This is a genomic window from Streptomyces sp. NPDC093801, from assembly GCF_040701585.1.
Taxonomy (GTDB): domain Bacteria; phylum Actinomycetota; class Actinomycetes; order Streptomycetales; family Streptomycetaceae; genus Streptomyces.
The window spans coordinates 26,583-51,449 of record NZ_JBFBDP010000045.1; the positions used below are offsets into that span (position 1 = coordinate 26,583).

29 protein-coding genes are annotated in these 24,867 nt (G+C 75.4%); 15 read left to right on the plus strand and 14 right to left on the minus strand.

Going from position 1 to position 24,867, the window contains the following annotated elements; translation table 11 throughout:
• Nucleotides 1-16: 16 nt before the first annotated feature.
• Nucleotides 17-367, minus strand: coding sequence for a hypothetical protein (locus AB0469_RS35930; protein ID WP_366455733.1), 351 nt, complete (start codon nt 365-367; stop codon nt 17-19).
• Nucleotides 368-544: 177 nt separating this feature from the next.
• Between AB0469_RS35930 and AB0469_RS35935 the strand changes: the two genes are divergently transcribed.
• The gene (locus AB0469_RS35935; protein ID WP_366455734.1) at nt 545-1,252 is read left to right on the plus strand and encodes a hypothetical protein; all 708 of its coding nucleotides are present in this window, start codon (nt 545-547) and stop codon (nt 1,250-1,252) included.
• Between the two features lie 70 nt (nt 1,253-1,322).
• Entirely contained in the window at nt 1,323-1,739 is a 417-nt protein-coding gene (locus tag AB0469_RS35940) for an ATP-binding protein (protein WP_366455785.1), read from the plus strand.
• A gap of 30 nt (nt 1,740-1,769) precedes the next feature.
• Here AB0469_RS35940 and AB0469_RS35945 read toward each other — a convergent pair whose 3' ends face one another.
• Nucleotides 1,770-2,708, minus strand: a complete 939-nt coding sequence (locus tag AB0469_RS35945) for a SigB/SigF/SigG family RNA polymerase sigma factor (protein ID WP_366455735.1) — start codon at nt 2,706-2,708, stop codon at nt 1,770-1,772.
• A gap of 173 nt (nt 2,709-2,881) precedes the next feature.
• Between AB0469_RS35945 and AB0469_RS35950 the strand changes: the two genes are divergently transcribed.
• A complete protein-coding gene (locus AB0469_RS35950; RefSeq protein ID WP_366455737.1) occupies nt 2,882-3,262 on the plus strand; it encodes a helix-turn-helix domain-containing protein in 381 nt (126 codons plus the stop codon).
• A gap of 55 nt (nt 3,263-3,317) precedes the next feature.
• Here the strand turns inward: AB0469_RS35950 and AB0469_RS35955 are convergent, their stop codons facing one another.
• Nucleotides 3,318-3,560 carry a protealysin inhibitor emfourin gene (locus tag AB0469_RS35955; protein ID WP_366455738.1) on the minus strand — a complete coding sequence of 81 codons (243 nt, stop codon included), beginning with the start codon at nt 3,558-3,560 and terminating at the stop codon, nt 3,318-3,320.
• Between the two features lie 419 nt (nt 3,561-3,979).
• On the opposite strand from AB0469_RS35955, the gene AB0469_RS35960 reads away from it, so the two are divergent.
• From AB0469_RS35960 to AB0469_RS35980, 5 genes are all read left to right on the plus strand, one after another.
• Nucleotides 3,980-4,942, plus strand: coding sequence for an NADP-dependent oxidoreductase (locus AB0469_RS35960; RefSeq protein WP_366455739.1), 963 nt, complete (start codon nt 3,980-3,982; stop codon nt 4,940-4,942).
• A gap of 125 nt (nt 4,943-5,067) precedes the next feature.
• A complete protein-coding gene (locus AB0469_RS35965) occupies nt 5,068-6,156 on the plus strand; it encodes a mechanosensitive ion channel domain-containing protein (protein WP_366455740.1) in 1,089 nt (362 codons plus the stop codon).
• A gap of 133 nt (nt 6,157-6,289) precedes the next feature.
• On the plus strand, nt 6,290-6,577 hold the full coding sequence (locus AB0469_RS35970; protein ID WP_366455742.1) for a WhiB family transcriptional regulator: 288 nt from the start codon (nt 6,290-6,292) through the stop codon (nt 6,575-6,577).
• A gap of 106 nt (nt 6,578-6,683) precedes the next feature.
• Nucleotides 6,684-7,904 (plus strand): aromatic acid exporter family protein, encoded by a 1,221-nt coding sequence (locus AB0469_RS35975; protein WP_366455743.1) that lies wholly within the window; start codon nt 6,684-6,686, stop codon nt 7,902-7,904.
• Between the two features lie 1,276 nt (nt 7,905-9,180).
• On the plus strand, nt 9,181-9,513 hold the full coding sequence (locus AB0469_RS35980) for a hypothetical protein (RefSeq protein ID WP_366455744.1): 333 nt from the start codon (nt 9,181-9,183) through the stop codon (nt 9,511-9,513).
• A gap of 20 nt (nt 9,514-9,533) precedes the next feature.
• Here the strand turns inward: AB0469_RS35980 and AB0469_RS35985 are convergent, their stop codons facing one another.
• Both AB0469_RS35985 and AB0469_RS35990 read right to left on the minus strand, forming a co-directional pair.
• Nucleotides 9,534-10,724 (minus strand): serine hydrolase domain-containing protein, encoded by a 1,191-nt coding sequence (locus tag AB0469_RS35985; RefSeq protein WP_366455746.1) that lies wholly within the window; start codon nt 10,722-10,724, stop codon nt 9,534-9,536.
• 184 nt (nt 10,725-10,908) lie between these two features.
• The gene (locus AB0469_RS35990; RefSeq protein WP_366455747.1) at nt 10,909-11,571 is read right to left on the minus strand and encodes a TetR/AcrR family transcriptional regulator; all 663 of its coding nucleotides are present in this window, start codon (nt 11,569-11,571) and stop codon (nt 10,909-10,911) included.
• 67 nt (nt 11,572-11,638) lie between these two features.
• Here AB0469_RS35990 and AB0469_RS35995 point away from each other — a divergent pair, with 67 nt between their 5' ends.
• A complete protein-coding gene (locus AB0469_RS35995; protein ID WP_366455748.1) occupies nt 11,639-12,604 on the plus strand; it encodes a hypothetical protein in 966 nt (321 codons plus the stop codon).
• On the opposite strand, the gene AB0469_RS36000 is transcribed toward AB0469_RS35995, so the two are convergent.
• Entirely contained in the window at nt 12,553-13,632 is a 1,080-nt protein-coding gene (locus AB0469_RS36000; RefSeq protein WP_366455749.1) for a MerR family transcriptional regulator, read from the minus strand. The genes AB0469_RS35995 and AB0469_RS36000 overlap by 52 nt on opposite strands.
• Nucleotides 13,633-13,662: 30 nt before the next feature.
• Nucleotides 13,663-14,316 carry a HEAT repeat domain-containing protein gene (locus tag AB0469_RS36005; protein ID WP_366455786.1) on the minus strand — a complete coding sequence of 218 codons (654 nt, stop codon included), beginning with the start codon at nt 14,314-14,316 and terminating at the stop codon, nt 13,663-13,665.
• Nucleotides 14,317-14,433: 117 nt separating this feature from the next.
• On the opposite strand from AB0469_RS36005, the gene AB0469_RS36010 reads away from it, so the two are divergent.
• The gene (locus AB0469_RS36010; RefSeq protein ID WP_366455750.1) at nt 14,434-14,985 is read left to right on the plus strand and encodes an SMI1/KNR4 family protein; all 552 of its coding nucleotides are present in this window, start codon (nt 14,434-14,436) and stop codon (nt 14,983-14,985) included.
• A 66-nt stretch (nt 14,986-15,051) separates the two neighbouring features.
• Here the strand turns inward: AB0469_RS36010 and AB0469_RS36015 are convergent, their stop codons facing one another.
• Entirely contained in the window at nt 15,052-15,561 is a 510-nt protein-coding gene (locus AB0469_RS36015) for a hypothetical protein (RefSeq protein WP_366455751.1), read from the minus strand.
• Between the two features lie 274 nt (nt 15,562-15,835).
• Between AB0469_RS36015 and AB0469_RS36020 the strand changes: the two genes are divergently transcribed.
• On the plus strand, nt 15,836-16,534 hold the full coding sequence (locus AB0469_RS36020; RefSeq protein ID WP_366455752.1) for a hypothetical protein: 699 nt from the start codon (nt 15,836-15,838) through the stop codon (nt 16,532-16,534).
• A 48-nt stretch (nt 16,535-16,582) separates the two neighbouring features.
• On the opposite strand, the gene AB0469_RS36025 is transcribed toward AB0469_RS36020, so the two are convergent.
• Both AB0469_RS36025 and AB0469_RS36030 read right to left on the minus strand, forming a co-directional pair.
• Nucleotides 16,583-17,830: an SUKH-4 family immunity protein gene (locus tag AB0469_RS36025; RefSeq protein WP_366455753.1), complete on the minus strand. Its 1,248-nt coding sequence runs from the start codon at nt 17,828-17,830 to the stop codon at nt 16,583-16,585.
• 133 nt (nt 17,831-17,963) lie between these two features.
• On the minus strand, nt 17,964-18,947 hold the full coding sequence (locus AB0469_RS36030; RefSeq protein WP_366455754.1) for an aldo/keto reductase: 984 nt from the start codon (nt 18,945-18,947) through the stop codon (nt 17,964-17,966).
• Nucleotides 18,948-19,052: 105 nt separating this feature from the next.
• Between AB0469_RS36030 and AB0469_RS36035 the strand changes: the two genes are divergently transcribed.
• Together AB0469_RS36035 and AB0469_RS36040 are read left to right on the plus strand one after the other, a co-directional pair.
• Nucleotides 19,053-19,640, plus strand: a complete 588-nt coding sequence (locus tag AB0469_RS36035; protein ID WP_366455755.1) for a TetR family transcriptional regulator — start codon at nt 19,053-19,055, stop codon at nt 19,638-19,640.
• A 58-nt stretch (nt 19,641-19,698) separates the two neighbouring features.
• Nucleotides 19,699-20,175: a GNAT family N-acetyltransferase gene (locus AB0469_RS36040; protein WP_366455757.1), complete on the plus strand. Its 477-nt coding sequence runs from the start codon at nt 19,699-19,701 to the stop codon at nt 20,173-20,175.
• A 53-nt stretch (nt 20,176-20,228) separates the two neighbouring features.
• Here AB0469_RS36040 and AB0469_RS36045 read toward each other — a convergent pair whose 3' ends face one another.
• From AB0469_RS36045 to AB0469_RS36060, 4 genes are all read right to left on the minus strand, one after another.
• A complete protein-coding gene (locus AB0469_RS36045; RefSeq protein WP_366455758.1) occupies nt 20,229-21,290 on the minus strand; it encodes a MerR family transcriptional regulator in 1,062 nt (353 codons plus the stop codon).
• 80 nt (nt 21,291-21,370) lie between these two features.
• Entirely contained in the window at nt 21,371-22,237 is an 867-nt protein-coding gene (locus AB0469_RS36050) for an NmrA family NAD(P)-binding protein (protein WP_366455760.1), read from the minus strand.
• Complete coding sequence (locus AB0469_RS36055; protein WP_366455762.1) at nt 22,234-22,728, minus strand: hypothetical protein; 495 nt, start codon at nt 22,726-22,728, stop codon at nt 22,234-22,236. Before AB0469_RS36055 ends, AB0469_RS36050 begins: the two co-directional genes overlap by 4 nt.
• A gap of 118 nt (nt 22,729-22,846) precedes the next feature.
• Nucleotides 22,847-23,368 (minus strand): MarR family transcriptional regulator, encoded by a 522-nt coding sequence (locus tag AB0469_RS36060; RefSeq protein ID WP_366455763.1) that lies wholly within the window; start codon nt 23,366-23,368, stop codon nt 22,847-22,849.
• A 126-nt stretch (nt 23,369-23,494) separates the two neighbouring features.
• Here AB0469_RS36060 and AB0469_RS36065 point away from each other — a divergent pair, with 126 nt between their 5' ends.
• Nucleotides 23,495-24,304, plus strand: coding sequence for an alpha/beta hydrolase (locus tag AB0469_RS36065; protein WP_366455764.1), 810 nt, complete (start codon nt 23,495-23,497; stop codon nt 24,302-24,304).
• A gap of 9 nt (nt 24,305-24,313) precedes the next feature.
• Nucleotides 24,314-24,853 (plus strand): GNAT family protein, encoded by a 540-nt coding sequence (locus AB0469_RS36070; RefSeq protein WP_366455766.1) that lies wholly within the window; start codon nt 24,314-24,316, stop codon nt 24,851-24,853.
• Nucleotides 24,854-24,867 lie beyond the last annotated feature (14 nt).

A 24,867-nucleotide genomic window follows, 5' to 3' on the forward strand; every position in this document is an offset into this window, starting at 1 on the left:
CCCTGCCGGACGGTGTTCACAGCCACCGCCGCGCCGCCTCGACGCTGTCCCCGCCGCCGGTGTTGAACGCGAGGGCGGCCCCGGGCGCATGGCGCCGGACCAGGTTGACGATCCGTTCGAAGAGCGGGAGCAGCTGTTCCGTCTTGCGGATGCCACCGCCGACGACCACGACGTCCCAGGGCCGTTCGGTCAGCGACGCGACGAGGGTGGACTCGGCCGAACCGTCGGAGACGACCAGCGTCATGGCGGCGTCGATGCCGTGTTCGCCGAACCGGGCCAGCTCCGCGTCGAGCGAGGCGCGCAGGGCCGTCGCGTCGATGCCGGGTATCGCGGTCGGGTCGTAGCCGATGACGAGTGCGGTAGCCATGGGCCGAGCCCAGGCCGGGAGCCCCGCCGTGATCGGGGGAACGGGCCGGGTGTGGGCCGTAGCACAAACGGCCCGACCGGGTGTGGACCTCCGCGATGTCGGCCCGCGCCGTGCGTCGCCCTGACTACCGTCGGGTGCTCGGCCGCACCGTACGGAGGCCGGGAAGGAGCGCGTTCGATGGGGACCACGGTGGTGGGGTTCCGGCTCGGCTGGGACCGGAAGGGCCGGCAGACGACGGTGGTGCTCACCGAGGCGGGGGTCCTGCACCACAGCAGCGGCCTCCTCGGCCTGGCGCCGCGGCCCACCCGGCCGCACGCCCCGGTCGGCGCGGACCCGCACCCGGTACCGCGCCAGGCCGCGACCCTGCGCAAGCTGTACGCCGAGCTGCTCCACCAGGGTTACACCCGCACGTTGATCGCCCCGGCCTGCGTCCGCCTCGACACCGGGGAGCGCCCGCTCCACCCCCGCCCGTGGGGCGAGCACGCGCCGACGCCGCATCCGGAGCTGATCGCCGAGTTCACCGGCGCCGCCCCCGCCGGTCCCGGCTCGCTGGAGGACGCGCTGACCGCCTTCTTCCGGGCGATCGGCCTCACGGCCCGCTCCGGGAGCACCGCACCGCCGGGGCCGGCCGCCGTCCCGCCCGGCGTGCCCCCGGCGGTCCGCGAGGCCCTGCGCTGCCTCGCCGAGGGCCGCACCCTGGTCTCCCGACCCCGGCGCGGCGCGGGCTGGACCGTCACGGGTGCGGGCGTCCGTCTGAACGTCGGCCCCGCCGGCGAGGACCTCAGCCACCGCGAAGTGGCCGAGCTCCAGGCCGCCCTGACGGCCTGGCTGCGCCACCAGCGCCGCCCCGGCGCGGGCTCCGGGGCGGGCTCCGGAGCGAGGTGAGTGCGGGCGGGGGTTGCGGGTAGGTGCGGACCGCGAGAAGTCGGAAGAAGGGTGGTCGAGGACGGTGGAACTGCGTGCGGTCGGCTGGGCACACGCCTTCCCGGTGGCGAACGGGGTCCGCGCGGCCCGGGTGTGGACCGCCGGGCACCTGGCCTCCCTGGAGTGGGCCCGGGACGCCCCGGACACGGTGCACTCCGTCCTGCTCGCCGTGTCCGAGCTGGTGACGAACGCCCACGTGCACGCCGCGAGCACCGCACACCTCGTCCTCACCTGGGACGGCCGCTGCCTGCACGTCAGCGTGGCGGACGCCGACCCGACCCCGCCGCGCCCCCGGGAGGCCGGCGAGCGGGCGACGTCCGGGCGGGGCATGGGCATCGTCGACGCGCTCGCCGACGCGTGGGAGGTGCACCCGGGCGACCACCGGAAGACGATCACCGCGTGCTTCCGGCCGCCCGGCGGTGCGGTACGCCAGGACGGCCCGCCGTGACGCGGGCCGTCCGAGGTGCCGGGGAGGGGATCAGTCGTGCAGGAGTTCCTCGCGCAGGGCGCCCAGGGTGCGCGTGAGCAGGCGTGAGACGTGCATCTGGGACATGCCGATCTCCTCGCCGATCTCCCGCTGCGTCATCTCCTGCCCGAAGCGCATCCGCAGGATGCGCGTGGTGCGTTCGTCGAGCCCGGACAGCAGCGGGGCCAGGGCGTGCAGGTCCTCGACCGTCTCCAGCGCGGGGTCGGCCTCGCCCAGCGTCTCGGCGAGGCTGTGCGCGGACCGGGCGGGCCCGGGGGCGGACTCGCGGCCTTCGGCGGGACCCGCGGGGGCGTCGAGCGACTGGGCGGAGTAGCCGTTCGCCGCGACCAGGCCCTGGCGGACCTCCTCCTCGTCGAGGTCGAGGTGCGCGGCGAGTTCGGCCGGGGTGGGGGCCTCGCCCGTCGCGGCGGTCAGGTCCTCCGTGGTCCTCGCCAGCAGTGAGCGCAGCTCCTGGAGGCGGCGCGGGACCCGGACGGCCCAGGTGGTGTCCCGGAAATGGCGCTTGATCTCGCCGGTGATGTACGGCAGGGCCAGGGTGGAGAACTGGGTGTTGCGGTCGAGCTCGTACCGGTCGATGGCCTTGATCAGGCCGATCACGCCGACCTGGACGATGTCCTCGTTCTCCGGGCCGCCCGGGCGGTCCCGGAACGGTCGGGCGGCGAAGTTCACCAGGGAGATGTTCATCTCGATCAGGGTGTTGCGCACGTACTGGTACTCGGGGGTGCCCTCTTCCAGGTCCCTCAGGCGTTCGAAGAACACCCGCGTCAGCTGCCGGGCGTCACCCGGGTCCACCTCACGGGGGCAGGGGACGTCCGGCAGCCCGTCGAGCGCGGTCGCGTCCGCGGGGGTTCCCGCGACGTGACGCGCGGCGGTGGGCGCCGTGGCCGGCGTCGCCCGGCTCGTCACCTCGGCAGTGGCCGTAAAGGTCATCGTCTCCGCTCCTTGGGCGCGTGGGCTTGCGGTGCGTGGCTCGATCGTCCGATCAAACGGAAGTCCGGTTCCGCTCACCCTGCACCCTGCCCGGTGAGCGGACACAGGTCAAGTGATACCGGAAAAACATTTCGGGATTTGCCTTTCGTGGGTGACCGCCCAAGAATGGCCGGGTGGAGAACGAGCACGCAGGGTCCCGCCGCAACCGCTGGACCTTCCTGACCAACCACGCCCGGGTCCTGATCGCCATCGCGCGCGACCCGGGGGTCCGCCTGCGCGACATCGCCCTGGCCTGCGGCCTCACCGAGCGCACCGTCCAGGCGATCGTCACGGACCTGGAGGCCGACGGGTACCTCACCCGGACCCGCGACGGCCGGCGCAACCGCTACGTCATCGCCCCCGGGGCGCGCTTCCGCCACCCGGCCGAGGCCGACCACGAGATCGCCGGCCTGCTCGCCTACCTCGCCGCCCCGCTGGCCGCCCCGACGCCGCCCCCCGCGGGGGGAGCGGCCGCCGACGCCCCCGCCGACCGGGGACCCCGCGCGACGGCGTAGCCCCCGGCCGGTGCGCACACGGGGCCGGTCGTCCGGGCGGCTGCCCGCACCCCGGTCAGGCACCCTCGCCGAGCACCCCGCGGATCAGTTCCTTCTGGTCCTCGGACAGGTAGGGGTCCTGGAGGTCGACCGCCCGGCCGTCGACGGTGATCCGGTAGTGGTAGCCGTCCGCGATGGACGCGACCGCCCGGTGCGCCAGGTCCTCCCACCGCGGCGCGTCCCTGCGGCCCGTGGTGTCGAGCTCGCGCTCCTTCTCGATCCCGGCGAACCCTCCGGAGCGGGTGACGGTGATCAGCATGGTCCTGCCTTCCTGTTCCGGTGTCCCGCCGCGTGACCCGGCCGGGCCCGCGACGGAGGCGGTCCCTCGACCGCCTCCGCCGCTGCTGCCCCGCATCGCGGCGGTATCCCGGCGCGAGGCCCCGCGCACCGCGGATCGGCCGGAAAGCGCCGTCCCGTGGCCGACGGACGAGCCCCGGGTGCCCCGGGCCCGGAGTCCCGGCGGGCGCGCAGGCCCAGCCGTGTGACGCCTGAGCCGTGTGACGCCTGAGCCGGCAGAGGGAGCGGCGCTGCCGGCCGCGCGCGCCGCGGACCCCGGCCGCCCGGCCCGCGTGATGATCGCCCCAGCCGTCCGGCACCCGCGGTGCGCACCACCGCGGCCCCGGCGGCCGACCGTGATCCGCTCCCGGCCGTCCGCCGACGGCAGAGAGGTGCAGTGCCGTGCGCGCCTTCGCGATCGACGCCTTCGGACGGACCCCGCAGCTCGTGGACCTGCCCCGGCCCGAACCCGGGCCCGGGGAGGTGCAGCTCCGGGTCCGCGCGGCCTCGGTGAATCCGATCGACTGGAAGGTGGCCGCCGGCGCGCTGGCCGCCCCCGGCGCCGCGGTCTCCTTCCCCCTCACCCTCGGCTTCGACTTCGCCGGCCGGGTCACCGCCGCCGGTGACGGCGCGGCCTGGGAGGTGGGGCAGGAGGTCTTTGGGATGCGCCTGCCCTCGGCACCGGAGCGGAATCCCCACGGCTCCTACGCCGAGTACATGACCGCCTCCGCCGAGACGGCGGCGATGGCCGCCCGGCCGGAAGGGCTGGACGCGGTGTCGGCGGCCGCACTGCCGATGACCGGCGGCACCGCACTGGCCCTGACCCGCTGGCTGGAGCCGGCCGAGGGCGAGACCCTGCTCGTGGTCGGGGCGGCCGGGGGAGTGGGCTCGTACGCGCTCCAGCTGGCCGCCGCGCGCGGCGCCCACGTGATCGCGGTCGCCGCCGGCGACGACCACGCCTACGTCCGCTCCCTCGGCGCCCGCGAGGCGGTCGACCACCGCACCACCGACGTCGCCGGAGCCGTCCGCGCCGCCCGGCCCGGGGGAGTCGACGCGGTCCTCGACCTCGTCGACGACCGCGAGACGCTCATGACCAGGATCGCCCCGCTGGTCCGGGACGGCGGACGCCTGGCCACCACCGTCTTCGCCGCCGACACCGACGCCCTCGCGGCCCGCGGCGTGCGCGCGGTCAACTTCGGCTACCGGGCCACGGACCAGGACATGGCCGAACTCGCCGGACTCGTCACCTCGGGCGCCCTGCACGTCGCGCAGACGACCACCTTTCCCCTGACGGCCATGGACGAGGCCTACACGGCCTCCACCACCGGCCACGTCCGCGGCAAGCTCGTCGTCACCGCGGGCTGACCCCCCACCGCCCGTACGCACCGCCCCGGCCCCCGGCCGGGGCGGCCGCCGGTTTGCCGGGGGAACGGCAGGGCACGCGCGGACCCGACGCGCACCCTCCCCGTCCCCGACACCACCGAGGAGCCATGAACGGCGTTCTGAGACTGCTGATCGTCCTGGGCGGTTCCGTCCTGCTCACCCTCGCGGCCGGCTGGCTCGCCGACCTGCTGCTGAGGCGCGCGGACGCCCGCCACCCCGAGACCCCCCTGTGGAGCCTGCTGCGGCGCTGCGCACTGCCGCTGCGCGTCCTCCTGCTGGCCGCCCTGCTGCGCGGGTCGTACCGGCAGATCGCGTGGCAGCCCCTCCAGGCGCACGAGGCGGCCGCGGGCAGGACCCTCTCGCTGGTGACGATCGGCGCGAGCGCCTGGTGCGTCGTCCACATCACCTCGGCGGTGGTCGAGTCCTTCTACGCCCGCTACGCCGCCGGCACCCGCGACCCGTCCCGGCTGCGCCGCGTCCGCACGCAGGTCACCCTCATCATGAGGATCGTCACCGCCGTCGTCGCGCTGGTCGCGGCGGCCGCGATGCTGCTCACCTTCCCCGACTTCCGCACCGTCGGCACCTCGGTGCTGGCCTCCGCGGGCCTCATCGGCATCGTCGCCGGCGTGGCCGCCCAGTCCACCCTCGGCAACCTGTTCGCCGGGTTCCAGATCGCCTTCGGCGACCTGGTGCGCATCGGTGACACCGTCGTCGTCGACGGCGAGTGGGGCGTCGTCGAGGAGGTCACGCTCACCTTCCTCGCCGTCCGCACCTGGGACGAGCGCCGCATCACCATGCCCGTCTCCTACTTCACCGGCAAACCCTTCGAGAACTGGTCCCGCGGCGGGATCCAGATGACCGGAACCGTCTTCCTGCACTGCGACCACAGCGCCCCCGTGCCGCTGATCCGCGAACGGCTCAGGGAGATCCTCGACGGCTGCGCGGCGTGGGACGGCCGCGGCTGGGACCTCGCGGTCACCGACACCACCCCCACCACCGTCGTCCTGCGGGCCATCGTCACCGCCAAGGACCCCGACGACCTGTGGACCGCCCGCTGCACGGTGCGCGAGCAACTCGTCGCCTGGCTCGCCGAGAAGCACCCCTACGCCCTGCCGCGCGTCTCCACCTCCCCGGCCGTCCCCGCTCCCCGCGCGGACACGGAGCCCGGACGCGCACCGAGGTTTCACGACGGGTGACCGGGCCAGACGCGGCAGGGACGCACGCGGCGACCCGGCCCGTCCGAGCCCGTCCGCCCCGAGCACCCCATCCGATCCACCCGATCCACCCGATCCATCCGATGCACCCGATCACGCGGAAGGGAAGTCGACCATGTCGAACGTGTCACGGCTGCCGGGCCGAGCGGAACACCACTGGACGTGGCAGGAGCGGGCCGCCTGCCGCGACCTCGGCCCGGACCGGTTCTTCCACCCGGCGGGGGAGCGCGGCGAGGACCGCGCGGAGCGCGACGAGGCGGCCAGGGAGATATGCGCGCTGTGCCCGGTGCAGGTGGAGTGCCTGCGCCACGCCCTGCGCGTGCAGGAGCCCTACGGGGTGTGGGGCGGTCTGACCGAGGAGGAACGCCGCCCCCTGTACGCGGGAGCCGCGGCCTCCGGGTAGGCGCGGCGGCATGACGGCCCCGGTCCGGCCGGGGCGCCGCAGGCCGGAGTGATCCGAAACCGGCCCGTGGCGTGATCACGGCGGCCGACGGGGAAGAGGCGAAGGTATGCCCCGTCTCGCACGTCCCTTCCTTCCCCTCCGCCACACCGCACGCCGCCTGGCGGCCAGGCGGCGGGACCCCGTGGTGGTGCAGAGCGTACGGTCCACCGGGGCCGCGGTGATCTCGTACGTGGTCGCGCTCCACCTCAGCAGCGAGCCCGCGCCGCTGACGGCACCGCTCACCGCCCTGCTCGTCGTCCAGGTCACCCTGTACTCCACGCTCACCACCGGCATCCGCCGCGTGAACTCGGTCGTGGCCGGCGTGCTGGTCGCGATCGGCTTCAGCGCGCTCGTGGGCCTGACCTGGTGGAGCCTCGGGCTGGTCATCCTGGCCTCGCTGGTGGTCGGACACCTGGTCAGGGTGGACGAGTTCATCCCCGAGGTGGCGATCAGCGCGATGCTGGTCCTCGGCGTCACCCGGGTGGCCGACACGGCCTGGGACCGGGTGCTGGAGACGCTGATCGGTGCGGTGGTCGGACTGGCCTTCAACCTCCTGTTCGCCCCGCCCGTCTGGGTGGAGCCCGCCCGCCGGGCGATCGACGACCTCGCCGCCCGCATGGCCGCCCTGCTCACCGGCATGGGCGACGAACTCACGGGGCGCACCACCGTCGCCGAGGCCGCGACCCGGCTGCACGAGGCGCGCCGGCTCGACAACGACATCGCCGAGGTCGACGCCGCACTGCGCCAGGCGGAGGACAGCCTCCGGATGAACCCGCGCGTCCGGGAGGGGCTGATGTTCCGCCTGGTCCTGCGCACGGGCCTCGACACCCTCGAGATCTGCGCGGTCGTGCTGCGCGTCTCGGCCCGGGCGCTCACCGACCTGGCGAAGGCGCGCACCGACGAGCCGTTGTTCTCCGCGCCCGTGACCCGGGCCCTCCAGGACCTGTTCGGCCACATGGCCCTCGCCGTCCACAGCTTCTCCCGGCTGATCACCGCCCAGGTCACCACCAACGCGGAGGAGCAGGAGGAACGGCTCACACGGGAGCTGGGCATGGCGCGGGAGGCCCGCGACCTCCTGGCCCGGTTGCTCCTGGAGCAGCTGCACACCGCCCCGGCGCAGTGGCAGCTGCACGGCGCCCTCCTCGCCGACGTCGACCGGGTGCTGGACGAACTCGACGTGGACAAGCGCTCCCAACGCCTCATGGAGGAACTGGACCGCCACTCCCGGCTCCGCCACGAGGGCGCCACCTCCCTCCACCGCGCCCTGCGCCGTGCCGCCCGGCGCTAGGCGTGTCCTTGGGACCGGGCCGGACCGCGCCTGCGGGATGCCCCGATCGGAGGGGGCCGTATAGGCCGATGTGTTGATAACAGAAGTCGGTGGCAGGGAGGTTGTCCGGGCCGTCGCGACCACCGGGGGAAGCTCGTGCCGTCACACTCTTCCGAAGGAGCGCTTGATGAGCCGTGAGTACCGAGCCAAGCCCCCGCTCGGCCCGCTTCCACGGAACAGGGCCTGGACGGCGGGAGGTGCTCTGGCCTCGCTCTCGCTCGTGCTGGTCGCTGTCGTCGGCCCCGTCGCGGTGGCGGACGGACACGCCGGCCCGCAGGCGACCGCTCTCGGCCGCCCCGCCGGCGACTGCCACGGCAGGCCCCACCCCTTCGACGGCCGTCCGTTCCACGCGCTGCCGGACCGCGACAAGTGCCGCGGGGGCAAGGGAGCCACGGGCCCGATGGGCCCGCCGGGTCCGGCCGGGCCCACGGGTCCGGCCGGCCCGAAGGGCGACACGGGCCCGACGGGCCCGCAGGGCCCGCAAGGCGCGTCCGGCCGGGGTGACAACGGCACCCCGGGGGCGACGGGGGCGATGGGCCCGGCCGGCCCGGCGGGCGCCACCGGCCCCCAGGGCGCGACGGGTGCGGACGGTCCGGCGGGCGCCACGGGCGCGACAGGCCCGCAGGGCGCCACGGGGCCGACGGGCGCGACGGGTGCCGCGGGCAGGGACGGTGCGACGGGTGCTACGGGCAGGGACGGTGCCACGGGTGCCACGGGCCCGGACGGTGCCACGGGCGCGACGGGTGCGACCGGCCCGGACGGTGCGACGGGTCCGGCGGGTGCGGACGGTGCCACAGGACCGGCGGGCCCGACCGGTGCCACTGGTGCTCAGGGTGCAACTGGCCCGGATGGTGCGACAGGTCCGACCGGTGCGACCGGTGCAACGGGTGCGGACGGTGCCACGGGCGCGACGGGCGCGACGGGCCCGACCGGTGCGACGGGTGCCACTGGTGCTCAGGGTGCGGATGGGGCGCCGGGGGCTGCCGGCCCGGACGGTGCCACAGGTGCCACGGGGCCGACGGGAGCGACCGGTGCCGCTGGCCCTCAGGGTGCGACGGGCGCAATCGGTGCGACGGGGCCGACCGGTATGACGGGTGCTGCGGGTGCCACGGGTGCCACGGGTGCCGCAGGGGCGACGGGTGCCGCAGGGGCGACGGGGCCCGCGGGGGCGACCGGTGCCGCGGGGCCCTGCTCCGGTATCGGATCCGAGAGCCGGGCCGGCGAGGACTTCCACGCCGTGCTCACCGGCGGCCGGACCTACGTGGGCCGGGCCCCGGCGAACGGCGGGACCATCGTCTGGCAGGACCTCACCAACACCGTCGCGACCTCGACCGACCCGGTGAACCCGAACTACCCGGCGGCCGTCTGCGGCGTCTCCTTCAGTTCCCAGGGCAACGACGCGTGGGTCAAGGTGGTGACGGCCTCCGGGCAGGTGTGGCAGACGCACGGCGACATCAACGGCGCGGGCTTCGTCTGGGACGAGGCGTGGATCCAGAACACGGCCCCCAGGCCGGCGGTGCTCCGCTCCGCCGGCCCGGGGCCCGCCGCCGGGGCCGCACCGCGCGGCTAGGGCCTCTCGGCCGCAGGGGCTCAGCGGTCCTTGAGGAGTGCGCAGGCGAAGTCCTCCTGGACCGTGCGGAGCCGGGCGAGCAGGGCGGGCTTGTTGCCCTTGCTCGTCTGGGTGTTGATGGAGAACGTCAGGGAGCGGGTGCCGTCCGGTGTGGTGGCGGCGAGCTGGGTGTAGCCGGGGAAGTTGCCGGTGTGGCCGTAGAGGACGCCGCAGCGGGTCGTGTACTGGTAGATCGCCAGCCCGGCGGCGTTGGTGCCGGGCCCGGCCGGTTCCGAGGAGTCGCCCGGGCGGAAGGCGAGCTGCTCCTTGCGGGTCTTCTCCGAGAGCAGGCCGGGGCCGCCGTACGCGCGGATGAAGGCGCCCAGTTCCCGGGGGGTGGAGACGATGCCGCCCGAGGCCCAGACCCCCGAGGCGCCGAGGGCCTCGCTGACGTCCTCGGGCCCGGCGGGCGGGGTGACGTCGTAGCCGTGCAGGTAGGGGCGCGGGAGCCGGTGGCCCAGGGGCAGGCTGGTCCGGTGCAGGCCCAGGGGGCGGTACGCGAGGTCGCGGAGGAGGTCCTCGTAGCGGCGGCCGGTGACCGCCTCGGTCATGAGGGCGACGGCGATGTTGTCGGAGTTGGAGTACTCGTACAGAGTGCCCGGCCGGAACAGCAGCGGCTCGTCCGCGACGAAGTCGAGGAGGGTGCGCGGGTCGAACAGGTGGCGGGGGTCGGCCTGGAGGATCCGCAGGAATTCGGGGTCGGCCGAGTAGTCGGGCAGGCCGCTGGTGTGCTGGAGGAGCTGGCGCAGGGTCACCGCGTGCCAGTCGGCGGGCAGGCCGGGCAGCCGTTCGCCGATGGTGTCGTCCAGGGAGAGGAGCCCCTCGTCGACGAGCCGGAGGGCCACGGCGCCGCTGAACGCCTTCGCGATGCTGGCGATGCGCATGTGGTCGTCGGGGTCCGGGCGGCGGCCGGTGGCGACGTCCCCGACGCCGGCGGTGTACACCCGGCTCCGGCCGTTCCGGGTGAGGACGGCGATGGCGCCGGGCGGCCCGTCGGCCTGGGCGACGAGCCGGTCGAGCTGCCACTGGAGGCGGCCGTCGTGCTCGGGGTGCCCGCCCGGGGCGCCCGGGTCCGCTCCGGCCGCGTGGGCCGGTGGGAGGAGCGCGCCGAGGGCGGCGGCGGTGAGGGCGGCGGACAGTCCGGCGCGGAAGCGGCGTACGCGGGTGGGCACGGGTGTCTCCCGGTGGGGGGCGGGGCGGCCGGCGCCCGGTACGGGACCGCCGGTTCCGCCTGCCTAACAGCCGGGCTGCCGCGGCCGGTCCGCGGCGCGCCCGGCCGCAGCCGCTCGGCGGACACGGAGACCCTCCTGCCGGGCGTGTCGCGGGCCGCCGGGCCTCCCGCGCCCGTCGGCTCCGCTACACCGGCTCCCCCGGCGCCGGCCCGGGATCCGCGTGGAGCCCGGAGCAGAGCAGGTCGAACGCCTGGGTGACCGCCGGGGCGACGGCGTCCCGGGCGTCCGCGGGCGGTTCGCCGGACATGATGCGCCGCCGGAGCTCGCGCAGCGCGGCGCGGTGCGTTCCGGCGAGGGCTCCGGCGAGGTACGCGGGCGGCGGGGGGCCGGTGCGGCCGGGCGCCTGCGGGCCGTGCGGCGGACGCTCTGCGAGCGCGGCCGCCAGCGCGGCCTCGGCGCGTTCGCCGATCTCGCGTTCGCGGGCGAGCAGGGCCGGGCTGTCGAGGACCACCTGCCAGAACGCGGGCGCCCCGGGCCGGAGGCCGAGCATCGGATCGTCGCGGCCCAGCGCCGACAGCAGGTCGTCGCGGACGGCGGCGACCGGGCAGGCGCCCGGGGCCCGGTCGCGCACCAGGACGGCCAGGTGCTCCACGGCCTCGGCCTGGCGGTCGAAGAACAGGTCCTCCTTGGCCGGGAAGTAGTTGAACACGGTGTTCGTGGACACCCCCGCGTGCCGTGCCACCTCGGCGACCGTCACCCGGTCGAAGCCGTGCTCCAGGAACAGCGGCAGGGCCGCGTCCGCGATCGCCGTACGCGTCTGCTGCTTCTTGATCTCTCTGAGCCCCACGCCCCACATGATAGTGTCACCACAAATTTGGAGTGACACCAAGATTTTTTGGGGGCGCAACATGGCCATGACCTTCGGCATCTATCCCGGCGGCCTCCTGGGGAACGAGCGGGGGATCGTCCACCCCGTCTCCCCGGACGAGCCGGACCGCATCAACGAGGCCCTCGACGAGCTCCAGGGCGCCGCGGCGACGCTGTCGGTGCGCGCCTACCGCTCGTTCGCCGCCACCGTGACGCCGTACGGACCCACCCCCGCCGATCCGCACGCCCATCTCCGGCGCGGCCGCACCCTCGACCTCGTGCTCCAGTTCCGCGAGCCGTCCGGCGCACTGGACGGCTGGCCGGAGTTCGTCCGCGAGGCCGTCCGCAGCGGCGGGCCCGGCCTGGCGTCGGTCCAGATATGCGAGGAGCCCAACCTCGACCTCCCGCCCGTCGACGGCAGCGTCCCCAACGTCCTGGAGGCACTCGTCCAGGGCGTGATCGCCGCGAAGGAGGAGGCCCTGGCACTCGGCCGCCGCGTGGCCGTCGGGTTCAACGCCGTGCCGTCCTTCGACCCCGCCGACACCTTCTGGTCCGACCTGGGCGCCCTGGCCGGACCGCGCTTCCGGCAGAGCCTGGACTACGTCGGACTCGACTTCTTCCCGGACGTCTTCCGGCCCGTCGCCCCCGGCCGGCTGGGCGACGCGGTCACCGCGGTCCTCACCTCGTACCGGAGCACCAGCCTGCCGAAGGCCGGCATCCCCGCCACCGTCCCGATCCGCATCTGCGAGAACGGCTGGCCCACCGGCCCCGGACGCGAAGAGCGGCGGCAGGCCGCCGTCCTGGACACCGTCATCCGGACCACGGCCGCCCTCGCCGCCGAGCTGAACATCGACGGCTACTCGCTCTTCGCCCTGCGGGACGCCGACAGCGGCGCCGAGGACCTCTTCCCCCACTTCGGCCTGCTGCGCGACGACTACACCCCGAAGGCGGCCTTCGCCGCCTACCGCGACCTCGTCGCCGAACTGGGAGCACCGGCCTCCCCGCCCCGCTGACCCGCGCCGGGCGCCCGCCGAGGAGCGGTCAGGTCGTGCCGCTCCAGCAGGTACGCCGCCGTGCGGGCGACGACACGGTCCCCGTCGCGCGTCAGATCCGCCAGGGCGCCGGACGCCGTGCTCCCGGGGACGTCCGCGAGCGCCTGCACCAGCCGCAGCCGGGCGGACGCCCCGACCGCGCCGCGGCCCAGGCGCTCGCGGAGCCCGGTGGCGATACGGTCCGCCAGCGCGGGATCGGCGGCCAGCGCGGCCAGCGCGTCGGCCGCGTCGACGTCGCTCGCCCCGTCGACGACCATGCCGGTGAGCTCCGGGACCGCCGCCGCCACGCCCCGCACCCCCAGGGCCAGGGCCGCGCACCTGCGGACGGCGGCGTCGCCGTCCGCGAGCGCCCCCTCCAGCAGCGCGGTCGACCCCGGCAGCGGGATCTCCGCGAGGGCCTGCGCGGCACGTCTCCTCACCTCGGCCCCGGGCGAGCGCAGCCCCTGCGCGAGGAGGCCGACCCCGGCCCCGCCGGCCCGGGCCAGCGCCCAGCGCAGGGCGCCGGCGACGTTCGGATCCGTCTCGCCCAGCGCGGCCTCGACCAGCGCCTCCACCGGCGCCGCACCGCCCTCGGCCGCCGACAGGGCCGCCCGCTGGCGCTCTCCGGCGCTCGGCGACCTGAGCGCCTGCAGCAGGGCGACGACCTGCAGGACCTCCTCCCATCCGGCGGGCTCCGCGGCACCGATCCGCTCCAGCCGGGTGAGGAGCCGGGTCTCGGCGGCGATGCGCTCCCGCACCTGCCGCACCAGGCCGTCGATGAGCCCGGACGGGGTGAAGCCGGGATCGTCGAGCGCACGGGCGACGTCGCGCAGTCCGAGCCCCAGCGACCGCAGGCTCTCGATGTGGAAGATCCGCCGGACGTCCTCGTCCCCGTACTCCCGGTAGCCCGCCCCCGTACGGCCGGTCGGCCGCAGCAGGCCCAGCGACTCGTAGTGCCGCAGCATCCGCGCACTGACCCCCGACCGCCGCGCCACCTCACCGATCAGCACCGCCCGTCCACTCCCTCCGTCCGGCCCGCCCTACCCTCCGACCATGATCCGCCTCGCCTCTTCGAGGGCGAACCCGAACCCGGCGTCCGGGTCGCGCACCAGACGCTCCGTCGCGATCGCGTGCTCCCGCACCCCGGCACCCGCACCCGCCCCCGCGGCGCGCAGCACCGGCAGTACCTCCTCGCCCAGCGCGACGAACGCCCGGCTCAGGCTCAACCGCGTCTCCCGCCCGCCGCGCCCGAGCTGCGTCGCCAGCACGGCGGCCAGCTCCAGCCGCTCCCCGCCCCCGGGCACCAGGACGACCGCCGCCCGCCAGGCGCTGCGCGCCACCGCGTCGTCGGGATCGGTCAGCAGGCCCCGGCCGATCGCCGGCCACGCCTCCCGGTCCCCGATCTTGGACAGCGTGTGCAGGGCCTGGCTGCGCGCCTGGGCGCACTCAGAGCCCAGCACGTCCACCAGCCGGGGGACCGTCACCGCGCGCGGATGGCGGGTCAGCGCCCAGGTCAGCATGTCGCGCACGAAGAACTCCGGCTCGACCGCGCACCGTTCGACCAGCGCGTCCACCGACCGGGGGTCCGCCGCCGTCCCCACCTCCAGGGCCGCCCTCAGCCGTACCTGCGCCTCGTCGTGCCCCAGCCCCGCCAGGGCCCGGTCCAGGGTCTCTTCCCCGTTCCGCGTGATCATCGGGACCACCTCCTCGGCGGAGAGTGAAGACCTTGCCACCGTGTCAAGGTCAAGCCGGTCCGGTGGCGGTCCGGGCCCGGCGGCCGGCGGAGCGCGAGGCCTTGTTACGGTCGCCGCATGGGGAACTGGGACGCGGACGGGGTCCGCACACGGATCCGGGAGCTGGCCGCGGGAGACCCGGAGCACGAGCGCTCCGGCGCCAGGACGCACCGGTACGCGCTGGCGGCGCGGCTGCCGCAGACGCGGATCCGGGCGTTCGAGGAGTCCCACGGCATCGAACTGCCGGCGGAGTACCGGTCCTTCGTCGCGGAGGTGGGCGACGGCCCGGCGGGGCCCGGCCACGGGCTGATGCCGCTGGCCGACCCCCGGCCGGAGGCCGACGACGACTGGGCCGTGGACGGCGAGTGGGCACAGGACAGGCTGCCGGGCCGGCTCTCCGCGCCGTTCCCGCTCACCGCACCCCTGCCCGGCCGGCTCGCGGTACGCCCCGACGTGCTCACCCCGGGCACGCTCGTGCTGGCCGAAGAGGGCTGCGGCATGTTCGTCCGGCTGGTCCTGAACGGACCGTACGCCGGCGAGGTCTGGCGGATCGACCCGGACTGGGGCGGATTCGTCCCGGCCAGCCCGGGGTTCCGCGCCTGGTACACCGACTGGCTGGCGGGTGCCTGAGGCCTCCCCGCGACGGGCTCGCGGGGAGGCCGGCCCCGGGCCGGCGGCGCGGCGGGTGACGACGGGTCAGCAGCCGCCGCAGTTGTAGTAGAGGACGTCCCAGTGGTTGCCCTCGTCGGCGTAGACGTTGCCCGAGCCGGACTGCCACATGGGGGCGCCGTCGCCGCGCACGCCGATGTAGGCGAACGTGTTCTTGACGTAGCTGGTGAGGCAGGTGGCCTTCGCGTAGTCGAGCTTGTAGCCGTTCCAGTGGGAGTACGTTCCGCTCGCGTGGCCGGTCTCGGTGCCGCCGGTGATGTTCAGCGCGCAGCCGGTGGCGGCCTTCAGCGTCTGGGCGCCCTGGGCCGTGGCCAGGTTGAGCTGCTCGAAGGACGTACAGGTCGCGTTGTTGCGGTCCGAGCAGTTGCCGGAGGAGGACCAGGTGATCCCCGCCTGGCGGAACATCGAGGTCGCCGTCGCATGGGTGATCTTGGTCGCCGCATGGGCCTGGGTCGTGCCGGTCAGTGCTCCGAACCCCGGGGCGAACAGCGCGCCGAGGACGAGGAAGAGGGCGGTGAGGACGGATCGGGTCTTCACGTGCGGAAGCCTCCTGCCGGGTGGGCGTGAGAGGGGGGCCGTGTCCGTGCGGGTCGATCACTGCGATGGTGCCCGACCCGGCCGCCGGTGCGCCAGAGGGCCGACCCCCGGGGAGGGCGGCGCGGCCGCCCGGTCCAGGCGAATCCTTTCCCCGGTACGACTGATCCCCCCGCACGGGTGGCCCCCGGGCCGGACCGCGGCCCCGCCGCCGGGCGACCCCCCTATAAACGGGGTGTCCTCCACCCCGATGCCTCCTCCGATGGGTCGTCACACCATGCTGAACGCCGCTCTGCGGGTGCTCGCCGCCACCTTCGTCCTCTCCGCCGCCGCCCTGACGCCGCACGCCGCCGCGGCGGTCCCGGGGGCGGCCGACGACTCCACCGCGCCCTGCGGGCCGGTCGTCGAGTACCGGGCCTGGGACTGGTGGCGCACCACCACGAACCCGGGGATCGCCCCCACGGTCGCGTCCACCGCGTCGAGCGAGCGCTGGCAGTGGCGCAACGACGTCAACACCCTGTGGCGCGGCGACACCAGGGAGAACGTCGAGGAGATCTTCCGGACCGGCTTCACCCCGCGCGGCGACCAGCTCACCCCCCTCGCGGAGTACATCGTCAAGGGCGGCGGCCAGCTCAGCGCGCACCTCAGCACCAGCTGCGACCAGTCGGTGGCCAAGCGGTTCGCGACGTACGGCACCGAGAAGACCGGATGGGTGTACGAGATCTACGCGCCCGGCGGCATCGACGTGAACGCGACGGCCCGCGTGAACGACTACCAGTCCCCGTACCTGTGGAACAAGGAGATCGACTTCCCCGGCGGGGTGCAGGGCAACTTCATCAAGGGCGCGTGCAAGTACCGCCTGACGGGCACGGACCCGGTCACCAACGACAAGACCTGGGAGCAGCTCGGCTGCAAGGACAACACGGGCTTCGCCCCCTACGCGAGCGACCGGGCCGCCTACGCCCTCACCCACTGACCCCGTCCGGTCCCCGGCCCGCCGGTGCACCCGGCGGGCCGTCCGGTGTCAGAAGCCCCAGGGGCTGAGTTCGGTGATGGCCGCGAACAGGTGTCCCCACACGTCCTCCGCCGGGGACTCCTCGTCCAGCGCGAGCGGTTCGAGGGCGGCGACCTCGCGGAGGAAGTCCCGGTGGCCGGTCTCGCCCGGGTACGGGTCCCAGCAGGCGCCCTTGAACCGGTACACCGCCTCCAGCAGCCGCACGAACGTCTCGGTGTCCCGGGCGAGGGGGAACGGCTCCCCGCTGTTGCGGAGCATCGACACCTCGCCCGTGCCGGGGTGGACGAACACCTTGCCGGTGTCGGCGTACCTCAGGTCGAAGGTGCCCAGGTGCAGCAGGCCGTTCCCGTCGGGCTCCAGCCCGTACGCCTTCCCGTCGGCCCAGGCCAGGGTGAAGGTGGCGACGCCGGCGGCGAACCACGTCGGCAGCCCCGCCGTCACGGCCAGCTCCCGGGTGGGTGCGTGCGTCAGTGCGGCGGGCAGCTGTTCCCGGGTCAGCACCACCATCCCGTCCGCGTCGAAGGCCTCCTCCAGGCGGGCGGCGTCCAGGGGCGCCTCGGCGGGCGCCGGCCCGGCGAACCACGGACGCTCCTCGCCCCAGGAGACGGCCTCGTGCTCCTCGGACCCGCCGGCCGCACCGGGGTTGTGCTCCAGGACGACGACGCCGCGCGGGTCGGAGAACATCACGCGGCCGCCCGGCAGGGGTGCGGGCTCCTCCCAGGCTTCGGGCTGGTGGAGGCCGTGGTCCTCGTCCTCGGGGTCGAAGAGGACGGGTCCCTCGGCGGGGGCGTCGTACGGCCGCTCGGCGAACTCGCCGTCGGCGGGGGCCGGTACCCGTGCGCCGGTGGCCGGATCGAGCCAGAGCTCCTCGGTCGACTGCGAACGCAGCTTCAGCAGGAGGCGCCCGTCCGCGGCCTCGTGGACCTCGACGCCGCCGTCCCCGCTCAGGTTCGGCCGGGCCCGGTAGGCGCCGACCGGCCGCCACCAGGCCCACACCGTCCGCCACGGCATGCCCGGCTCGGCCGCGGCGACCCGGTCGGCGTAGGCGTCGTGGCCGAGCACCTTCGCGCCGAAGTGCAGCCAGGAGGCGAACTCGGCCCGCGGCACCTCGGCCCCGTCGAGGATCGCGACGGCCTGGGCGTAGGCCTCGCGGCCCGCTCCGCCTCCCGTGGCGGGCAGGTCGCCGAGGGCCAGGGGGCCGGCGGCGAGCAGGCCGGCGGGGGAGGAGAACAGAGTGTCAAGATCGTCGCGAGTCATGGCGACATGCTGCCACCCGCCGCCGACAGCGCCGCCCGCGGGGACGGGCCGCGGCGGCGCGGACGCACCCCGGCCCGGTCCGGCGCGCGCGGACCGGGGTGCGCGGGCCGGACCGGGGTGCGTCCGGGGGCCGTCAGCCGTTCAGGTTGCGCATGAACTCCGGGGCGTAGCGGTCGCCGGAGGCGACGCCGCGCGGGGCCACGGCCTCGATCGCGGCGATGTCCTCGTCGGTGATCGTGACACCGGTGGCGGCGATGTTCTCCTCCAGGTAGGTGCGCCGCTTGGTGCCCGGGATCGGCACCGCGCCCCGGCGCAGCACCCAGGCGAGGGCCAGCTGGGAGGGGGTGACCGACTTGGCCTCCGCCAGGCGCCGGACGGCGCCGACGACGGCGAGGTTGCGGGAGAAGTTCTCCCCCTGGAAGCGGGGGTCGGTCCGGCGGAAGTCGTCCTCGGCGAAGTCGTCGGGGCTGGTGATGGCGCCGGACAGGAAGCCGCGTCCCAGCGGGGAGTAGGCGACGAGGCCGATGCCGAGTTCGTCGAGGGCGGCCTGCACCCCGTTGTCCTCCAGGCCCCGCTCGAAGAGGGAGTACTCGGTCTGCACGGCCGTCAGGGGGTGGACGGCGTGCGCCCGGCGGATGGTGGCCGCGGCGGCCTCGCTGATGCCGAGGTAGCGGACCTTGCCCGCGGTGACCAGTTCCGCCATGGCGCCGATGCTCTCCTCGACCGGGACGTCCGGGTCGATGCGGTGGAGGTAGTACAGGTCGATGTGGTCGGTGCCCAGGTGGCGCAGCGAGCGTTCGGCGGCGCGGTGGATGTACTCGCGGCGGCCGTTGTGGCCGTGGACGCCGCCGTCGTCGTCGATCTCGATGCCGGTCTTGGTGGCGATGACCACCCGGTCGCGGCGGCCGGCGACGGCCTTGCCGACCAGCTGCTCGTTGAGGAAGGGGCCGTAGCCCTCGGCGGTGTCGAGCAGGGTGACGCCCAGTTCCAGGGCCCGGTCGATGGTGGCCAGCGATTCGGCCTCGTCGGTGGCGCCGTAGAAGGCGCTCATGCCCATGCAGCCGAGGCCTTCGGCGCCGACGTGGAGGCCCTGGGAGCCGAGTGCGCGCAGTTCCATGGTGTTCTCCTGGAGGAAGAGAAATAACTAACTGGTTACCTACACAGTGCACGAGCCTCGGCCGACATGTCAATAACCGGATAGTTACTTGCTAGCCTGAGGGCCATGGCACGTGATTCCAGCGCAACGAAGGCCCGCATCCTCGCGGCGGCCTTCGACGAGTTCGCCGCGTACGGTATCGCCGGCGCCCGGGTCGACCGCATCGCCGACACGGCCGGGGCGAACAAGCGGATGATCTACGTCTACTACGGCAACAAGGAGCAGCTGTTCGACCAGGTGATCCTCCAGGCCGTCGAACAGGGCGCGGAATCCGTCCCGTTCGACGCCGAGGGCCTGCCCCGCTACGCCGGTGCCATCTTCGACCACCTGACGGCCGACCCGCGGCTCATGAGGCTGCTGATGTGGAAGCGGCTGGAGCGCCCGGAGGCCACCGCACTGGAGGCGCAGTCGTACGCGCGCAAGACCGCCGCGCTGGCCGCCGCCCAGCGCGACGGCCACGTCGACCCGGCGCACGCCCCGGCCGACCTGCTCACCCTGGTCCTCGGCCTGGCCCAGGCCTGGTACACCACGGCGGGCGGCGACGCGGCCGGCGAGGCCGAAGCGCACCGCGCCGCCCACCGCGCGGCGGTGGTGGACGCGGTGGCCCGGCTGGTCGAGGTCCGCGCCCCCGCCCCGCAGCCGCCGGCCGCCTGACGGCCGGCGCCCGTCGGGGCGCGGTCACCCCCTCTCCCGATCCGCACCGGAGGTACAGATGGACGTCGCGCTCCGCACCGTGCAGGACGGCGACCTGGCGGTCTTCTACGCGCAGACGAACGATCCCGAGGCGGTCCGCATGGCGGCGTTCACCCCCGAGGACCCGGCGGACCGGGCCCGGTTCGACGCCCACTGGGCGCGGATCCGCCGCGATCCGGCGGTCGTCGCCCGCACGGTCGTCGGCGGGAGCGGGGAGGTCGTCGGCCACGCCGCGGTCTTCGGCCCGCCAGGGGAGCGCGAGGTCACGTACTGGATCGGCCGCGCGTACTGGGGCCGCGGAGCGGCGACCGCCGCGCTGCGCGCCCTGATCGCCGCCGTTCCGGACCGCCCCCTCCACGCCCGTGCGGCCGCCGACAACGCCGGCTCCCTCCGCGTCCTGCACCGGTGCGGCTTCGCGGTGTCCCGCACCGAGCGGGGCTTCGCGAACGCGCGCGGCGAGGAGATCGACGAGCTCCTCCTCACCCTCCCCGCCTGAACCCCGCCCGGCCTCACCCACGCCCCCGGGCGCCGAGGCACGCCGTTCGGGCGTCAGGGCGCGGGGACGGGCATGGCGAGGGTGGTGAGGTCGCCGCGGTCGGCGGAGCGGATCGTGACCGGCCCGTCGTGTCCCCTCAGGTCGAGCATCACGTCGGGGCCGATCGCGCCGCTCACGGCCGGATGGAGCGTCGTCAGCTCGAACCGGATCCGCAGGGCACCGCCCGTCGTGGTGGCCGGGAGGGGAGTGCCGGGGCGGCCGCCGTCCGCCGGGCGGACGTCCACCGCTCCGTCGGCGATGTGCAGGGCGACGCGGTCGCCGGGCAGTTCCTCCAGGGCGCGCAGCAGCGGCTCCTTCGCGACCGTCGCGCGGCCGGTGACCTCGCCCAGCGAGGCGAGCACCGGCCGGTGGTCGGGGAACTCCCCGGCCAGCAGCCGGCAGTACCGGTCCTCCCGCCCCGCCGCCCGGATCCGGATCCCGTGCGGCGCCGCCTCCAGCCGCACCAGCGGGCTGCGGCGGATCGCGGGGGCCGCCGCGCGCAGGTCGCCGCCGTCGACCGTGCCGGCCCACGCCCGCCCGGGGGCCCCGGCCGGGACCAGGGTGCGGGTGCAGAGGCGGTACCGGTCGGTCGCGGTCAGGGAGACCTCCTCCCCGTCCGCCTCGATGCGCAGCCCGGCGAGCACCGGCGTTTCCGGGTCCCCCGCGGACGCGCTCAGGACCTGCTCGACCGCGTCGGCCAGGACGGGCCCCTTCAGCGCCGCGATCGGCACACCGGGCGCGCCCCCGAGCGAGGCCCGGACGACGGCGGCCCCCCGTACGGCCGCCGCCGCCCCGCCGACGACCTTCGCCACGTGCGCGTCGAGCAGCCGGGACGCCTCCTCGGGCCCGGCGGCGAGGACCGCCTCGACGGCGGGCAGGGGCATGGCGATCTCGCGGAGCCGCCGCAGCGCGGTCGCCCGCGCCACCTGGCCGGCGCCGTAGGAGCGGTAGCCGGTGAGCGGGTCGACCTCGGCAGGGGGGAGCAGCCCGGAGTCCGCGTAGAAACGCAGGGCGCTGGGGGTCAGGCCGCAGCGGCGGGCGAAGGCCCCGATGGGCATCAGTTCGGAATTCGGCACCCCTCCATCCTTGGGCTTCGACCCACCTGAAGGTCAACATCAGCCGGCGGGCGGCCCGCGGGAGCCGCCCGCCGGCGCGGTCAGCGGAACCGGTGGAGGTTCTCGCCCAGGAAGGCCTCCAGGGTGCGCGGGGCGCGCCCGGTGAGCCGGCGGAAGGTGTCGTCCGGCTCCTCCTCGCGGTCCACCGCGAGCTGCTGGATCTCCACCACGTGGGTGGCCAGCCAGTCCGGCATCCCGCCCCGGCCGACCAGGTGGGCGTGGAGTTCGGCCGGGGCGAGGTCGACGTAGCGGACCGGCCGGCCCAGCATGCCGCCCAGCAGCGCGGTGAGCTCCTGGTGGCTGTAGGCCCGTCCGCCCGTGAGCGGGTACGTGCCGTCCGTCGGGGCCGGGTGGGTGAGGACCTCGGCCGCGGCGTCGCCGATGTCGCGGACGTCCACGTAGTTGCACCGCGCCCGGCCCGTCGCGCCGTGCACCACTCCGGCGGCGGCGATACCGGGCGCCAGGAGCAGCAGCCTCTGCATGAAGGCGTACGGCCGCAGGACGCTGGTGGTGACCCCGCAGGTCCGCAGCCGCTCCTCGACGAGGTGGTGGCCGCGGGAGACGGCGACGGGGGAGTCCGGCTCGGCGGCGGGCGCGGAGACCTTGACGATGTGCCGCACGCCGCAGTCGACGGCCGCCTCGACCGCGTTGAGTTCGTACCGGACCTGGTGCGGGCCGTTCGCCATGGTCAGCAGGAGCCGGTCCGCGCCGTGGAAGGCCGCCCGCAGGGACGCCGGATCGGCGGCGTCGGCCGCCGTGACGGCGGTACGGGCGCGCGTGGGCCCGTCGAGCGCGGAGGCCAGGCGGGCGGGGTTGCGGCTGAGGGCGCGGGTGGGCACGCCGAGGGCGGCGAGGCTGCGCAGGGTCGCACCGCCGGTGGCGCCCGCGGCGCCCATGACGACGATCACGACGTACGTCCTTCGGTTCGGGGGGTGGGGTCGATCCGGGGTTCACGTGTCCCGGCCGGGCGGCCGCCGCGCAGGCGCCAGGTGGTGAGGGTGGCCGCGATGGCCGCGGAGACCGGCAGGTCGACCGGCAGCCGGCCCGGCCAGGGGCTGTCGGCGAGGCCCGGGACCCGCGCGAGCCAGTGGGCCGCGGCGAGGCCGACGGCCAGGGCGAGCGCCGCAGCGGCCAGGCCCGCGACGGCGGCGGTGAGGGCGCGCGGGGTGCGTGCGGGCCGCGTGCGGGCGGACCGGCGCCGCAGCCCGCCGCCGACGGCGGCGGCCACCAGGGCGGAGGTGCCGCCGATGGTGGTGAACGCCGCCGCCGTCAGCGCCGGCTGCCCGGTGAGGGCGCCGCCGGCGCCGGCCGTCACGGCGGGCATCGCGTAGGCGGCCAGCACCTCGCCCCACAGGGCGGGGAAGGGCGGGGGTGCGCCGGGGGCCTTCCTCTTCGTCATGGATCGTCCTCTCGTCCGGCTTCCTCAGCCGGACATGGGTGATTAGGAGTGATTAGGAGACTAACTATTACGGCAGGAGCGGGGCCGCCCCGAGGGGCGGCCCGTGGAACGGGGTCGGTCAGTCCTCGGTCAGGGCGTCGATGCCCGCGACCACCCGCGCCAGCAGGTCCAGGAAGGTGGCGCGCTCCTCGGGCGTGAGCCCGCCGACGAGCGCCTCCATCCGGCGGAAGTGCTCGGGCGCCAGGTCGCGGAGCCGGTCGGCGCCGCGGGCGGTGAGGATCACCACGTTGCCGCGCCCGTCCTCGACGGACGGCCGGCGGGCCACCAGCCCCTCCCGCTCCAGGCCGTCGACCAGCCCCGTCACGGTGGCGCGGGAGACGCCGAGGCTCGCGGCGAGCTGGGAGGGCGACTTCTCGCCACCGTGGTCCTCCAGATCGGCCAGCAGCCGGTACCGGCCCGTGGAGAGGCCGAACCGGCCGAAGTGCACCTCGCCCGCCTGTCCGATCCGGGCGCCGGCCGCCATCAGCCGTGCCGCGACGAGCACCGCCTGCGGATCCGCCGACAGGCCGTAGCGGGCCACCTGGCGGCGCGCCTGGTCGAGCGTGGGTGCGGCCGGTCCGGCCGCGGCGTTCTGGTTCACGGCAATAATATGGCGCCTAATCAGATCCGCGGTCAAGTGGACCGGGACCCACCCCGGCCCGGGCATGCCCATGGCAGGATTGCCTGCGTGCCGGCAACCATCCCGTGTGAGCCCGTCCGTGCCTCCGTGTCGATCTCGGGGCGACGCCTTTCCTACCTGGACTTCGGCGGCCCCGGCCCGGCCCTCTTCGCCCTGCACGGGCATTTCGGCGAGGCCCGGACGTTCGCGCGGCTGGCCCGCCGGCTGGCGCCGGACTGGCGGGTCGTGGCCCTCGACCAGCGCGGCCACGGGTACTCCGACCAGCCCTCGGACTTCTCCCGCAACGGCTACGTCGAGGACGCGGCGGCCGTACTGCGCCACCTGGGCCTGGGCCCGGTGGTCGTCCTCGGCCACTCCATGGGCGGTGTCAACGCCTACCAGCTCGCCTTCCGCCACCCCCGGCTGATCCGTGCCATGGTCATCGAGGACATCGGCGCGGACGTGGACGGGGACGTCTCGTTCTGCCTCGAATGGCCGCACCGGGCCCCCACGCGGTCCGCCCTGCTGGAGGCCCTCGGCACGTCGGCCGCCCACCTGACGGACGCGGTCCGCGAATACGGGGACGGATGGGGCCTCGCCTTCCGCCCCGACGCCATGGCGGCGTCCCAGCGCGAACTGAACGGCAGCCACTGGCTGGCCTGGCTCGGCAGCCGCTGCCCGGCCCTGCTGGTGCGCGGCAGCCGCAGCAGCGTCCTGCGGGCCGAACACGCCCGGGCCATGGCGGCCCGGCGCCCGGGCACGCGGCTCGTCGAGCTCCCCGCAGGCCACACCGTCCACGAGACCGACCCCGAGGGGTTCGCCGCGGCCGTCCGGACCTTCCTCCGCGGCCTCGTACCGCCGCCCCGGCCGGCGCGGCAGCCGGATATTTCGTTGCCCCCGGCCGGTCCGGCCGGATAGGAAGAGCGCATGCTGAGAGGGCGCACCATCGGGCTCAGGGCCCGGCACGAGGACGACGTACCCGTTCTGCGGACCGAGCTCTACGACGACGTGGTCTACTCCTCGCGGGCGGAGTCCGGGCCGTGGCGGCCGGTCGGACCCGGGTCGAAGGACCCGCGGCTCGCCGTGGACGACAAGGAGCGGAGCGTCCAGTTCTCCGTGGTGGAGCTGGACGGCGGCACGCTCGTCGGCACCGCGGCGCTCTGGGGCATCGACACCCACAACCGGGTCGCGCACCTCGGACTGGGGCTGCGCCCCGGATTCCGCGGCAAGGGCCACGGCACCGACGTGGTCGCCGTGCTGTGCCACTACGGCTTCGTCGTCCGCGGCCTGCGGCGGCTCCAGATCGAGACGCTGGCCGACAACGCCGCGATGCTGCGCTCCGCCGAGCGCAACGGCTTCGTCCGCGAGGGCGTGCTGCGCTCCTCGGCCTGGGTGCTGGGCGAGGTCCTGGACGAGGTGCTGCTCGGGCTCCTCGCCCAGGACTGGGACCCGGCCCGGCGGCCCTGAGTCCGCCGGGCCGG